General features: G+C 34.6%; 11 protein-coding genes and 1 riboswitch. Of the genes, 1 reads left to right on the forward strand and 10 read right to left on the reverse strand.

Annotated features, from left to right (window positions below; translation table 11 throughout):
- Positions 1 to 2: 2 nt before the first annotated feature.
- From BN6559_RS00805 to BN6559_RS00840, 8 genes are all read right to left on the reverse strand, one after another.
- A complete protein-coding gene (locus BN6559_RS00805) occupies positions 3 to 659 on the reverse strand; it encodes a riboflavin synthase (RefSeq protein WP_110952973.1) in 657 nt (218 codons plus the stop codon).
- A gap of 1 nt (position 660) precedes the next feature.
- A complete protein-coding gene (ribD, locus tag BN6559_RS00810; protein ID WP_110952974.1) occupies positions 661 to 1752 on the reverse strand; it encodes a bifunctional diaminohydroxyphosphoribosylaminopyrimidine deaminase/5-amino-6-(5-phosphoribosylamino)uracil reductase RibD in 1092 nt (363 codons plus the stop codon).
- 118 nt (positions 1753 to 1870) lie between these two features.
- Positions 1871 to 2001, reverse strand: a riboswitch (FMN riboswitch).
- Between the two features lie 202 nt (positions 2002 to 2203).
- Positions 2204 to 3403: a tyrosine-type recombinase/integrase gene (locus tag BN6559_RS00815; RefSeq protein ID WP_110952975.1), complete on the reverse strand. Its 1200-nt coding sequence runs from the start codon at positions 3401 to 3403 to the stop codon at positions 2204 to 2206.
- Positions 3404 to 3475: 72 nt separating this feature from the next.
- The gene (locus BN6559_RS00820; RefSeq protein ID WP_110952976.1) at positions 3476 to 4222 is read right to left on the reverse strand and encodes a hypothetical protein; all 747 of its coding nucleotides are present in this window, start codon (positions 4220 to 4222) and stop codon (positions 3476 to 3478) included.
- Positions 4223 to 4500: 278 nt separating this feature from the next.
- Entirely contained in the window at positions 4501 to 5544 is a 1044-nt protein-coding gene (locus BN6559_RS00825) for a GIY-YIG nuclease family protein (protein ID WP_110952977.1), read from the reverse strand.
- 278 nt (positions 5545 to 5822) lie between these two features.
- Positions 5823 to 6386: a site-specific integrase gene (locus BN6559_RS00830; RefSeq protein WP_110952978.1), complete on the reverse strand. Its 564-nt coding sequence runs from the start codon at positions 6384 to 6386 to the stop codon at positions 5823 to 5825.
- Positions 6387 to 7264: 878 nt separating this feature from the next.
- The gene (locus BN6559_RS00835) at positions 7265 to 7894 is read right to left on the reverse strand and encodes a hypothetical protein (RefSeq protein WP_110952979.1); all 630 of its coding nucleotides are present in this window, start codon (positions 7892 to 7894) and stop codon (positions 7265 to 7267) included.
- 75 nt (positions 7895 to 7969) lie between these two features.
- Complete coding sequence (locus BN6559_RS00840) at positions 7970 to 11503, reverse strand: phage tail tape measure protein (RefSeq protein WP_199883652.1); 3534 nt, start codon at positions 11501 to 11503, stop codon at positions 7970 to 7972.
- 99 nt (positions 11504 to 11602) lie between these two features.
- Between BN6559_RS00840 and BN6559_RS00845 the strand changes: the two genes are divergently transcribed.
- A protein-coding gene (locus tag BN6559_RS00845; protein WP_110952830.1) for an IS3 family transposase occupies positions 11603 to 12729 on the forward strand; the annotation gives its coding sequence in 2 pieces (ribosomal slippage) (positions 11603 to 11858 and positions 11858 to 12729; 1128 coding nt in all).
- Here BN6559_RS00845 and BN6559_RS00850 read toward each other — a convergent pair.
- Together BN6559_RS00850 and BN6559_RS00855 are read right to left on the reverse strand one after the other, a co-directional pair.
- Entirely contained in the window at positions 12726 to 13169 is a 444-nt protein-coding gene (locus tag BN6559_RS00850) for a hypothetical protein (RefSeq protein ID WP_110952981.1), read from the reverse strand. The genes BN6559_RS00845 and BN6559_RS00850 overlap by 4 nt on opposite strands.
- Positions 13170 to 13281: 112 nt before the next feature.
- Complete coding sequence (locus BN6559_RS00855; RefSeq protein ID WP_110952982.1) at positions 13282 to 14019, reverse strand: hypothetical protein; 738 nt, start codon at positions 14017 to 14019, stop codon at positions 13282 to 13284.
- Positions 14020 to 14025 lie beyond the last annotated feature (6 nt).

A 14025-nucleotide genomic window follows, 5' to 3' on the forward strand; every position in this document is an offset into this window, starting at 1 on the left:
CTTTAAAAACCATTTTCTTTAAGAAAGTCAATGGATATTTTATTTTTTTTCGCCTCTGTAGCCGAGCTTTTTTGAAGGCCTAATAATCTTTCTACATATTTTCCTATCACATCGTTTTCAATATTTACGGAGTCACCACTTTTTTTAATTCCCAATGTCGTCACACTTGCGGTATGAGGAATGATAGATACGCTAAACCAAGTATTTGCAGTTTCTACCACAGTTAAACTAATTCCATCAATCGTAATAGACCCTTTTTCTATTGTATACTTGGCTAAGGTTTCATGCACTTCAATCTTAATAAGAATTGCATTTCCATGCTGTTCCATCGCTAGAATTTTTCCCATACCATCAACATGCCCACTGACGATATGTCCACCTAATCGACTACTGAGAGTTAAAGCCCGTTCTAAATTTACAAAGTCACCAGATTTTAAGGCAGCAAGAACTGTACGATTTAGTGTTTCCGGCATAACATCAGCAACAAATTCTCGAGTAGTAAATTCAACAACAGTTAAACAAGTTCCATTTACAGCGATACTGTCACCTAACTGAATATCTTCTAAAACTTTCTTTGCTTCTACACGTATTTTAGCTGAATCAATGCCGTGGATGACGTTTTTCACTTTTCCCATTTCCTCTATAATTCCAGTAAACATATCAAATCTCCTTAACTATATAGGCCGTTATTAAAATATCATTATCAATAACTTTTGTCGTGATATCTCTTAACCTATGGGCATCACTCAATTCCTTAACTCCATCTCCACCAATCGGTGTAGGCGCTGTTTTACCACCAATTATTTTTGGTGCAATAAACATATGTATTTTGTCCACTAATTTTTCTTTCAATAACATTTCATTGATTGTTGCTCCACCCTCAACAAAGATACTACATATATTTTTTTCTCCTAATATTGAAAATAACTTTTTTAAATCCACCCGACCATCCTTTGATTCTACAATTAAAACCTCGGCACCAATTTCTTTTAATGCTACAACTTTATCTTCAGGTGCTAGATTTGTAACTGCTATAATTGTTGTCACTGACTTATCAAGTATTTTAGCATCTAATGGTATTCGTGCCATGCTGTCTACTACAATTCGAATGGGGTTCTTCCCACCTTCTTCTAGTCTTGTGGTTAAACTAGGATTATCAGCTAAAACTGTACCGATTCCCACTAAAATACCATCATAAATATCGCGCATCTCGTGTACCAATTTTCGTGACATATCATTTGTAATCCACTTTGATTTTCCTGAAACAGTTGCAATTTTTCCATCCAAAGACATCGCTGCTTTTAGGACTACAAAAGGCATTTTTGTAGTTATCCACTTTATAAATACCTCATTTAGCATTAATGCCTGCTCCGTTAAAATCCCTTCTATAACTTCGATTCCAGCCGCCCTTAGCATTCGTATACCCGAACCTGCAACAAGAGGATTGGGATCTATCATCGCAATAACCACCCTTTTAATACCAGCATCAATAATTGCCTGACTACATGGTGGCGTTCTCCCAAAATGAGAACAAGGTTCTAACGTTACATAAATCGTTGCGCCTCTTGCCAGCTCTCCAGCTTGACGCAAAGCATGTATTTCCGCATGAGGTGTGCCCGCCTTCCTATGCCAGCCTTGCCCAACAATTCTGCCATCTCGAACAATCACTGCACCTACCATCGGATTAGGGGCTGTTCTTCCCAACGCATATCGCGCAATATTCAAAGCTTGCTCCATATAGGTTTCATGCATCTACATTCCTCCTACTTAATTTATAAAAAATAAAAAAGACTATCAAAAAGCTAATACTTTTTAACAGTCTTTTTATTATTAGACTAACCACCTATAGCAATAAAAATATTTCTACAAGCTACGTCTTTTTTCATCCAGACTATACTGTCGGCTCTGGAATTTAACCAGATCTGCCTAACGGCTCGCGGGCTATACCGCCGGTAAGGAATTAAAAGAATTTCTCTTTTTCACCTTGCCCCAAAGACTGCTGTTCTGTTGTTTTACGCGTTAAGACTAACATATTTAATATAAAATGTCAAGCTATTCATTTATCTCTGCAAAAATATCATCCATTGCCGGGCGTTCTTGTGAAATCTTAGGTGTATTATGTAAGAATTATACAATGCAACGGATAATCATTGTTATTTGCCCACAAGATTTCAATTTGCCCACAACCATTTATTAGGAGAAATCATATAGAAAGATACTGCATGAACTCAATATCTTCCTCAGACTCACTATGTCCATAAGTGTTTAATAGTGTAGTCGCATTCCCCCACCCACCTATGCGTTGTATTGTAGGCAATGGGACTCTTTCCTTTAGTAATATCTTTGCCATAGTATGCCTGGTTGAGTGCAATGTCAGCTTATCGTCCAAGCCAAGTATCCTCACATAACGCTTAAAAGATTGAGAGATACTCCCTGGTGTATAGCAACTACCATCCTTCTTATGAAACACAAGTGTGTCTCCACTAAAGTCTGACTCAGTTCTCTTCTGTGACTCATACATCATCCTTAATCCAAACATAGTACTATCGCTGAACCATACCCATCGAATTGATGCGTCAGTCTTAGGAGTTTCCTTTAATTTTCCTTTGAAGTTCTTGATGTCCTTAATCACAGTTGGCTTAATAAAAGCGCCACCCTTATTAAAGTCAACATGCTTCCAAGGGATTCCTAGGATCTCTCCACGTCTACACCCAGTTTCAAAGTATATCTTGAACAAAAAATATTTATTATAGTTATGTCTTTTGAGGTACTTCATGAATGTACGTTTGTCATTCTCTTTGAAAAACGGTCGCTCAACCTTAGGCTGCCTTGGTAACTTGACGTTATCGCATGGGTTCTCAGAGATAGTCTTATGAGACACTAAGTAGCTAAAATAGCTTTTTACAAAAGTTTTAATCTTTTTTACATATTTGAGACTTAGCTCATTACCTTTTTTGTGTGCATGTTTGTTCCCATTTTTTAATATCGAACTAAAAAATATCTGCATTGTTTCACTATCTATCTTTTTGACATCTAATGTGCCCAGAATTGGAATAACATGAACAAATAGCATTGTGTCATAAGACTCTATTGTTGAATCCTCTATAGCCACCCTTTTTGCAAACTTGTACCACTTCAGAATATTCTCTTTAAGATTTATAGGCTTATTAGGATCTACTTTAGGCTCTCTTTTATTTCCTTTGCTTGCCACAGCTAAGAGTAATGACTTGTCCATCTTGTATAGATCCATTAAGTCATCTCTAATTTCTTTAGCCTTTTCCATGGTCTTTGCTGTGCGTACAATTGATATTGTCTTACCATCAACTTTTGGTCTTAGCTGCACCTCATATGAGTTACGATCCTCCCTGTATCTAATGTATTTCTCTTGTTGTTCGTTATCCATTTTATTAGCTCCATTCTAATTAAAACAGATCGCTATAACAGTTTTATTTTATCACAAAAATTTATGAGATAATTAAAATTTAACATATTTAATCTGATCACCAGAAAGTTGTTCTGTTGTTCCATCAGTATATTCAATCTTGATTTTTCTCAACTCAGCTCTCACAATAGTATTATTATACCAAGCATTTTGCCAAGAATAGTTCTCGCCTTTCCATTCACCAGAATTAATAGGACCAGTTACTTTTCCTGTAAATTCCGATTCGCGCCTAATTGTACATGAAACAGCATCATTCACCGAATTATATGGTACAACGGTAAAATAACAATATTTCACTGTTTTACTGGATGTATTTTGCCATACAATATTGAGATCAACACCACCAGCACTGTTAGGATTATCTGTGTATACTTTTGAAACTCTGATAATTGAACGAGCTTTCTCTTGATTAGAACGTTGTGCTAATTCTTTTTCCCTTTGATCTTCTTCTTGTTGCTTAGCTAATTGTGCAGCTTCTTCGTTTTTAGATTGAGTTACATAGCCTTGTGCTTCATTTGCTTCTTTACTTCCAGGGTGTTGTTTCGAAAGTTCATCTGCTGCTGAATATAATTCCTTATATTGTTTACGCTCAAACAAAGATTTTATTTCAGCCAAACGACGCTCTGCTCCATTCTTTAATTCTTCAATTGTTGTCGCTTGAGCTTGAACAGTTTTTCCTAACTCTTGATTTTTATTAAAAATATTTATTATAACACAAAAAGAAATAAATAGAATTATGCCCAGACCTGACATAATTATGGTATTTCGATATTTATTCATAAATACTCCTCCATTATTCAATATAAATTTATAGTAGTGAATTTAATCTATTTTAATATTTGTATCACCAATAGAATCTATTACGATAATGGATAATACAAAAGCAATTATAATTGTAAATACTGCAATCCAAAAAATGTTATCAAAAATAGCTACACTTATCATAAATCCAGTAATTGAACAACCTATAATTGTTTTATTAGCTATTGCTTTGGTATATTATCTCATGCTAGATTGTACGTTACTATCCACTATGTTATTTGACGGTTACAAATATTCTATTTTAAAAAAATATAAAGAGCTATTATCGCAACTGCCCCCAAAATGAGTTTTGAAAGTTCCGAGGCATTCTTTTCTTTCATGTATTCTGCATTAGATTCACGTACACTTTTTCTTATATAATCTTGTCCTAACATAATTTCCTCATCGGATTCAAAAGAAAAAATATATTCCATATACTTTAGTACATTTGACATTTCAAATCTAAGATTAATATTGTCTTTTATATTGCTTATAAACTCCGTTTGCTCTTGAATTATTTCATCTTGGATAGTTAACATACTGTTTATATGCTTTATAGGGAGATTATTTTTATAAGAAAGCGTGATGTAATCTTGACATATTAAAGCTGAACTAGGATCATTTTGAATATAATCTATATATTTATCCCAACACTTATAGGCATTCTCAAATTGTTCATTAAAAAAATAAATACTCATCATTTCACCATATGCGATATGGCATCCATAATTTATAGCTTGATTTAAATAATCTAGGGCTAACTTTATATCTTTATTGCATCCATTCCCATACCTATGCATCCCACCTATTTTTAAATATGCCTCTCCAGATCCTAGTTTAGCTGCCTTTTTATATAAATTATATGCTTGATAATAATCTTGTAGAGTATCACCTAATCCATAATAGTATTTGTCTGCAATTTCTAAAACATCTTCCCAAGGCGCTTTCTCTTCAACAATCAATGGATTTAAAAAATCATCATCAGGAATACACATATTACTCTTTTCATTTTTCTTATACTCCATGATACCATTAATAGCTTCAGTCATTGGTGCATTAAAGAATTCCCTATTATCACTCACTCTATATTCTTTTGTTTCAAGCCAAGTATGCACAAAATTTTCAGCACTAGTACAATCATTGACATACATTTCATAAGCTACAATGAACGGTGTAGGGACACCCGTAGCCCTTGATAATTCCTCTGCACGTTCTTTAGGCTCTCTAGTTGTCTTACCGACTTTTATTAGTCCTTCCATGGATGCATTTATAAGAACATAGATATATCCGTTATCCGCCAATTAAAACACCTTGCTTTCATAGTTGTAGATTCTTAATAGTAAAAATTCTCCACAACGTTTCCATGTCCTGCCAAGATGTTTTATTATTTTACAAAAATCATGCACAGATTGAGCTGAGGTAATACCGCCACCTTGGCATATCAAAGTACCCTCTTTGGAATACAAAAAGACACCCTATAGGGCTAGGGGTGTCTAGTTTCATACAAATATAATTCAATTGTCATATGCCTTCTTTTAGTTAACATATGCTCCACATATAATCTGCTTGAAGTTATTCATTACAAGTTTAAGTTAATATATACATTGTCAAGTTGTTCCTGCGTTATGCCTATATATCTAAGCGTAACACTAGGCGCACTATGGTTCAATAACTTTTGTATTACCTCAATTCCTACTCCTGCTTTATACGCATGATAACCAAATGTTTTTCTTAGTGTATGTGTGCCAATTGCATCCTTTATGCCAACCTCTTTAGCTGCACTACTAATAATGTCATACGCTTGCTGTCTTGATATAGCTCCTGTTCCTTTACTGCCACTACTCTTACGGCTAGAAAACAATACGCCTTCTGTCAATCCAGTAGTCTTAAAATACTCACCTATAGCCTTCTTGCAAGTATCCGACAGGGGGAAGTCTTTTGTTTTATTAGTCTTCTGTTCTCTAATTGTGATTCTATCTTTACCTCTAACGTCATCAATAGTTAATTGAAGCAAGTCAGATATACGAAGTCCTGAGTTAATACCAAGAACAAACAACAGCCAATCTCTAAGATTTTGTTCTTTAAGATAACGCTTCATATTTTCTAATTGTTTTTTATCGCGTATCGGTTGTACATATTCCATAATGCTAGCCCCGCCTTCAATCTGTCTTATTAATTATTATTATACATTATGACAGATTACAATGCAAGAGCATATTTACTAATAATTACAAAAGTGTGGTAAAGCTTTATTCCATATGGTTTCATTGACTTTTTGCGAATCTGTCAAAATTACATTGTGTCAGATTCGTTTAAGTAAACAACGTATGAGTATCACATGTGGATAATCACAAGTTTCTGTAAAAATGACAGCCTAAATATAAGGTGTAATATTATTCTTACTCCTCTATTGATTGGCACAATTATTAAAATAAATTTCAGTCCTCAAATTGTTAACCATATTAATCAACAAGGTATACAATAATATTATTACTATTACCTATATATGTTTTCTGGGTTCTCATATTAAGTACTGCTACCTCTCCTAGCCACCGCTTTACCCTTGATTTTACTGGCTTTACACTATATAAAATGTTCAAAAACAATGGGGTATGATAGTAAGCCTTAATAAGTCATTTTTTACACAAAACGCGATATAGTGCCCCTAGCATGCGATATACTCATTTTTCTTATATAACTCCTTTCACAATAGACAAATCAAGGCGATACTAGACCTTATAACACAAAAGAATTTTATAGTTATACCGCAACAATACCGATGTCTATAAACAAAAATAAAGCCCTGAATAACTACATTTCTAATAGTAGCTAAACAGGGCTGTTGCCATAGTATCTTCCTATAATGTCCTCGTCGTGTAAAACTAAAATCATGTATAATCATCAAAGGATAATTTGCAAAACACTATTTTTACCCCCTGAATTTATTGGCTTTACAGGCATTAAAATGCCCAAAATCAAGGATGCATGATAGTTTATATCAAAATGCGATTTCTGGACATTTTATGCTCCTATGGGTAAATCAAAATATACCCTAACAATCTTCCTTGCAAATTCAGCATCTAATGATTTTAAGATTTTCTTTTTGGTTATGGTTTTATTTAATGCTCTATATATGATTTCCAACAAAGCTTCTTGTGCCTCAGTGTCATCAATATTTTGCGTAATATCAATAATATTAATCTTTAATAATAATTCTATAGCTTCCTCATATTCACTAAACAATAAAGAAAATGCTTTAAACTCATTACCATTTCTATCCGTTATCATTGTTCCAACTTCTAATTTATCAGTCATGCTATTATCAGCTCCATTAAATAATATTTGAATAATCCGCTGTTCCTCTAGTGAACCTTTATCATATCTTATATCCATTCCCATAAACCAAACTAGTGCTTGTTTAATCATTACTAAATCAAAGTTATCCGTATCATTTGACACATACGGAAGTAATCTATTAATTGCACCAATGTTATCATTAAGATTTGACTGTGGTTCTGTATAGCCAATATAGGATTTATCCAACATTAATATTTTGTAAGCTTTACATATATCTGTATGCAGCTTCTTGACATCCCTAAGCAACATAACATTAAGTTCATGTGGTTGATTTACTCTATCTATCAATATCATAAATATGAATCCGCCCTTTCATTTAAATGGTATCGTAAAATACGATATTCTTGTATATGAGTTACAATTAAAAATTTATATCATTCTTAGACTCTTCATTTTATTGAAAGCGTTTGCGGACTCTTCCAATGTTGGCGTTTGTCCACCTCCGCCTGCCATTACTATGTTATTGGTTGTTCCTCCACCACTAGATGCCATTTGATTTAGCATCGTAGTTAATATTTGATTTTGAGTAGCTAATATCTTCTCCGTTTTAGCCATGTTTGCTGCCGAGTTGACAGTAAGGTTTGTAGCCTTTTTTACAATGTCAGGATCCTTAAAGTTTGGCTCAACACCCATTGGTTTGACTCCTAGCTTATTCGCTGCATAGTTTAATAGATTCTGCGAATTGCCTGTGTGCTTCTCTACTGGAACTATAACCTCTTCTCCATCCTCACCAGCGATAACAGGTGTATCAACTACACCACCCTTGGCATGGAACAAGCCAGCAATAGATCCTATTATTCCGCCCCAGTCTGTGCCAGAGGAATCGGAAGAAGAATTGCCTGTATTTAAGTTTGAGCCATTATTCAATAGTTGCCCAAACAAGCCACCCCCGTTTGCGCTATGCTTACCAGTGACAAGCAAGGATAAAGCATCTTTTGCAAGCTCTTTCCATAGTTTTTTCATTTCGTCTTTAAAACTAACGCCTTCTAAAAGAATATCATTAAAGAAATTAAGTTCTTCCTGCTTTAATTCTTTGTTAACATCTCTTAATTCATCAACTTTATTCTTTAACTCATCTACTTCAACTTGCTGTTTCTTTAAGTCTTCTATTGTATGATTTGGCATATTCTCAATTTCTTTAAGATGATTTTTAGCTTCTGCCAATTTTTGCATAGAATAAATTAAAAGAACAATCCTCTTTTGTTGCTCTGTTGCATTGTAACCTAGTGAAAGCTCTCCATGTTTTTCATCTAAATTAAAGTTTTCCATTTTTCTGCTATAAAGCTTTTCAGGACTTTCCTTCTGCTCCCTTGTAATATCAATGTCAATACTACTAATACTTTTCTTATTATCGGCAATCTTTTCTTTGAGTTTATCAGATAAATCAAGTAAACGAACAAGTAGTTTTTCATCCCCTATATACTCACTATAATCATGTGCAAATTCTTTCTTTTCTTCCTTGGATAAATTAGCCCATGCGACTTTTCTCTCGTTCAAAATATCAATAACTGCTTGAGAATTAGTAATCATACTATTGGCTTGTTCTTCATATTGTGCCTGTAATTGTTCCATGCCTGTATTCTCACTTGTTAACGACTTGACTCGATCCGTCATTAGTTCAAATTTTTGTGCTGACACTTCGGCTGTCACTCCGAATAACTGTTGTTGCGTATTAAGTTTTTCTAAAGTTGTTGCATATTCTGTTGCCTTGATTTTACTATCAGATAGCATAAAGTTTACTTGATGGTTCGCCCATAACTTTTCAATATCGTTTGTTTTATCTGGTGCAAAACTACTACCTGAACTGCCACCACTTTTCCCCTTACTTCGCCCTGTATCTTCTGGTACTGTACCTGTAGTAACAGGAGTAGTATTGTAAGTACCAGGAGTATATACAGTTCCCAATGCTTTCCTACCCTTTTCATCATAATAATTCAAGGCATTGTTCTTGATCGCATCGGCTTTGGCATTCGCTTCATCTGCTTCCGCTTGAATTTGATTTGTAGCTTGTGAAATGTCTTGATCTTCTGGAACTTGGATACCAGCCATTTTCCATTCATTACGAATATCACCTTGCGCCAAGTTATTCAAGTAATTAGCTTTGTTTCTATAATACTTAAAGAAAAATGAGTCAATCCGCCCTAGGGCTTCGCCAATAGAATCCGCTGCCTTGTCGAATGCATCTGCTTCGTTGTTAATGGCTCCAATACGTTCATTACACATGGCTATAGTATCGTTAGCTAACTTGATTTGTGTTGTTCTGAGCTCATTGATTTCTTTTTGCATTTGAACAGTTTTTTCATTATGTATCTCTTGTTCTTGTGAAATAGCTCCTTGAATATCCTCAGAAGCTAATATTCTATCTGCTGCTTCCTGTCCAACAATCTGGGCTAATTGCTGGCTAACTGTTCCCATAGTTTTCTTGATTTCTGTAGCTTTTTCTTCATTATCACCAACTTCTAAAAGAGCGGATTGCAAATTGACATACGTATTTCCTAGTGTTTCCATATAATCAGTCTGCTGTTTAGTCATTTCCATTTCAGAAGTTTTTGCTTGAATAGCGTTTTCTGTTGCTTCGTTTGCTTTTTCTTGTTTAGTAACTGCTTCACCCGCGTAATATGCATATGTTGCCAATGCTGTACCTGCAAGAACAATCAGTCTAGCGATTGCACCCCATGGGTTAGCAGTCTGTGCTACATTTAGAGCTTCTTGGGCTGCCGTTGTAGTAATTAGAGTAGACCTCAAATAAGCATATGAAGTTATACAGAAATTCACTGCCGATCTTAATGTTACAAAAGCTATCGCAAATTTAGTAACTCCTCCAATAGCTTCCCATACAGCTGGATTCATATTATTAAGACCTTTGAGCATTTGATTAAGTGTGTCAAGGATAGATTTCAAGGTATTCTTAAACCCACTATCGTTCCCACCTGTTACAAGAAGTTCCTCAAACGATGCCTTTAAAGTTTCAGCCTTTCTTTTGATAGTGTCCATTTGAATTTCCAATTGTTTATCAGTAAATCCACTGGAATTAATACTATCCCCAAGTACTTTAAGGTATTCATTAGGATCACCAAGTAAGGCAGCCATTTTTGTAACTTGGAATTTTCCACCTGCCAAATTTCTAAATAATGTCTCAAAATTCTTATCTGTCTCTTTACTTTTTAATGATACATCTAATAAAACATCAGAAATCTTTCTGAATTCTTTTTGCCCGTCATTACCTATCTTGTAAACTTCAATCCCCATTGATTGTAAATCTTGAATCGCTTTGTTGCTATGAATTGAGTTGACCATGCTTTTTATACCATCTCCGATGGTTTGACCACTTAGTCCTGTATTTCTGGCTATTACTGCCGTCATTGCATTCAGTTCATCAAAACTTACACCAACTACCTTGGCTGCTGCTGCACTTCTTAATAACGATTCAGATAGATCATTTGCAGACACTTGAGCCGTATGGCTGACCTTTGTAATTGAATCCATGACATGTGTTGAGAATTGAATGGCTTCTGCTTGTTTCCCATAAGCACCCGTAACGGCTTCTAATGTTCTTGTTGCCACCTCAGGACTAAAGTTATCTGCAACACTTAATTTTAGAGCATTTGCTGCCATTTTTTCTGCTGTTGATAGCTCTTTATATCCACGCCCCATCAAACGAAGCGAGTCTGTAACGTCTTTAATTTTTGTTCCATATCTCTCAGCCAATACGAAACTTTCTTTTATAGCCTCATTAAAGGTTACCTGGTTTTCCTCTGTTTGAGGCAAAACAGTCTTTAATTGTTGAAATTCAGAATCCAATTTTATAATATCACTGACCGAGGAAGTAATACCGCCAATTGCACTACTAACTCCAATGCTTGCAGTTATCCACCCCAAATGTTTACTAAGAGAATTCTCCAAAAAGCCTATACTGTTATTACTCTGGATAGGCTACAATTAATTGGACAGTTATTATAAGGGCATGTAAAATAAAATAATAAAACAAAAGGAGCTAGGCCCATGACTGTTGAAAAACGCCCTCGTCGTAGCTATACGGACGAATTCAAAAAACAAGTTGTACAATTATATAATAACGGAAAACGTAAGTGTGACATTATTCGTGAATATGATATCGCATCGTCCTTGCTTGACAAATGGATTCAGCAAGCTAACAATAGTGGCTCTTTCAAGGAGAAAGATAATCTTACAACTGAACAGATAGAACTGATTGAGCTTCGCAAACGGAACAAATATCTTGAAATGGAGAATGATATTTTAAAGCAAGCAGCGCTGATCTTAGGACGAAAGTAAATGTGATTAAAGCCAATATCCACAAATACTCTGTATCAGCAATGTGTAAAGTCCTACAAATTCCAAGAAGCACCTATTATTATGAGGCAAAAGCAAATCCAGATGAATCTAAGCTGGTGGCAAATATTGTTGATATATTTAAAGCAAGCCGAAATAATTATGGAACCCGAAAAATAAAATCAGATTTAAAAGATAGAAATATCATTGCTTCACGCCGCCGCATCGGCAGAATCATGAGGCAGGAAGGACTGATTTCAAGTTATACGACTGCCCAGTTCCGTCCTCAAAAGGATACTTGTAATGAATCAAAAACCAAAAATGTTGTTGACCGCCAGTTCAGTGAACAACCATATAGAAATGCTATTGTAAGCGATTTAACATATGTCAGAGTCGGCATGAGCTGGAACTACATTTGTGTGCTTATTGACCTCTTTAATAGAGAAATAATTGGTTACAGTGCCGGACGTAATAAAACAGCAGACCTTGTAAAACAGGCATTTCAGACTGTAAGGGGAAATCTGAAAGATATCCAGATATTTCACACGGACCGTGGCAACGAATTTAAAAATCGGACCATTGAAGAAATCTTGGAAGCATTTGAAATTCAGCGTTCTCTCAGTCATAAAGGGTGTCCTTATGATAATGCAGTGGCAGAAGCAACATTTAAAATAATCAAAACAGAATTTATCAGGAACCAGACTTTTCACAGCTTAAACCATCTGCAGATTGAGTTAGCTGATTATGTAAATTGGTTCAACAATCATAGGATTCATTCTTCACTAGGATATCTAACACCGGTGAAGTATAGAATAAATACCCTTAAAAAAGTTGTCTAAAAAACTGTTGACAGTCCACTCTTTATTAAACTACCATTGAATTTTTCATATTCAGCCGAAAGCTGCCTGACTTGGTTAATACGTTGATTCATTTGTGTCTGATATGCTGTATTGCCTGTGACATTATAAAGTCTGTTGTATTTTTCTGCCTCAGTTGTAAGTGTTGATATTGCTTTCTTGTAACCGTCAACAAATTTAGTAATTTCAGTGTTTTCTTGTTTCCCAATTGAATTTAAGGCTTGATTAATTGCTTGCCCCTTTTGATTTGCTATAGATTGCGCTTGAGTTAATTCTTCTTTTAACTCTTTAGAAATTCCACCTTGAATCTTTGTCTGACCTACTTTTTCCAACTCTGTTCTTAGCTTTGTTACGTTTTGGGTAGCTTCTTTAACACCACTAAAAATCAATTTCCATTCAATCGTATTCATTTTATCATCCATATAATCACGCCCTTATTCATAAATCTTATTCAGTCCCCCCCACAAACGAAGGGAGACTGAAATTAAGGCAAAAAAAATAACAACCTTACGGCTGTTTTATATCTACTTTTTATTATTTTTCTTGTTCTTGGTATTTCTCAGCAACGCTTTGCACGAACCATAAACGCAATATGAATTCTTGAAGATCGGTATTATTATAATTTACTATAAACATATCTAAGTTTTCTGAAGTACCCAATGATTTTTCATTAAATAAATTTATTATATATTCGTTGTCGCTATCAGAAGGGAATAGTTGCACGATATCGCTAATATTGAGCTTTAAAAGAAGTTGGTAAACAATACGGACATTTTCATACCATTCTAACATTTCCCTTTTTGGCAGAGTTGGAATATCACGTAACTGATACTGGTTTACTGCCTTCAAAAATTCGACTACCGCCATCTTACCGATTGCTTCATCAAGTTGGTAATAAAGCGATACAAATTTTTGTATTTGATTATTACAATATAAATATAAGCTTTCAAGATCTTCGCCCAATATTTCACCTATCAACCCTAAAAATCCTTTGCTAGTTTTATATTCTTGTGATCCTTTAGCTGCTTGTATTGGAAACAGCTCTTCTATTTCTTTAGATGTTAATTTAGAAAGCACGTCTCTAGTAAAAGAATATTGATCAACACATATCACAATTTCTTCTAGAGTCTGCAAGTCTTTATTTTCTATTGAATTACAAGCTAATATTAATTTTTGTGCCAGTGCTTTTACATCTTGTCTTTCTTGCTGCTCTTTGTTCTTTTGCATTTTTCCTAATAAGCTTACCAATTCATTTAAAGTTTGTTTATTCATAATATC

It is taken from the genome of Massilibacillus massiliensis (assembly GCF_900086705.1).
In the GTDB taxonomy this organism is placed as follows: Bacteria; Bacillota; Negativicutes; order FLKF01; family FLKF01; genus Massilibacillus; species Massilibacillus massiliensis.

Coding starts and splice junctions, on each gene's coding strand:
- BN6559_RS00820 (WP_110952976.1), bottom strand. CDS start 4,222: ATGAATAAATATCGAAATACCATAATTATGTCAGGTCTGGGCATAATT.
- BN6559_RS00855 (WP_110952982.1), bottom strand. CDS start 14,019: ATGAATAAACAAACTTTAAATGAATTGGTAAGCTTATTAGGAAAAATG.
- BN6559_RS00835 (WP_110952979.1), bottom strand. CDS start 7,894: ATGATATTGATAGATAGAGTAAATCAACCACATGAACTTAATGTTATG.
- ribD (WP_110952974.1), bottom strand. CDS start 1,752: ATGCATGAAACCTATATGGAGCAAGCTTTGAATATTGCGCGATATGCG.
- BN6559_RS00805 (WP_110952973.1), bottom strand. CDS start 659: ATGTTTACTGGAATTATAGAGGAAATGGGAAAAGTGAAAAACGTCATC.
- BN6559_RS00815 (WP_110952975.1), bottom strand. CDS start 3,403: ATGGATAACGAACAACAAGAGAAATACATTAGATACAGGGAGGATCGT.
- BN6559_RS00830 (WP_110952978.1), bottom strand. CDS start 6,386: ATGGAATATGTACAACCGATACGCGATAAAAAACAATTAGAAAATATG.
- BN6559_RS00850 (WP_110952981.1), bottom strand. CDS start 13,169: ATGGATGATAAAATGAATACGATTGAATGGAAATTGATTTTTAGTGGT.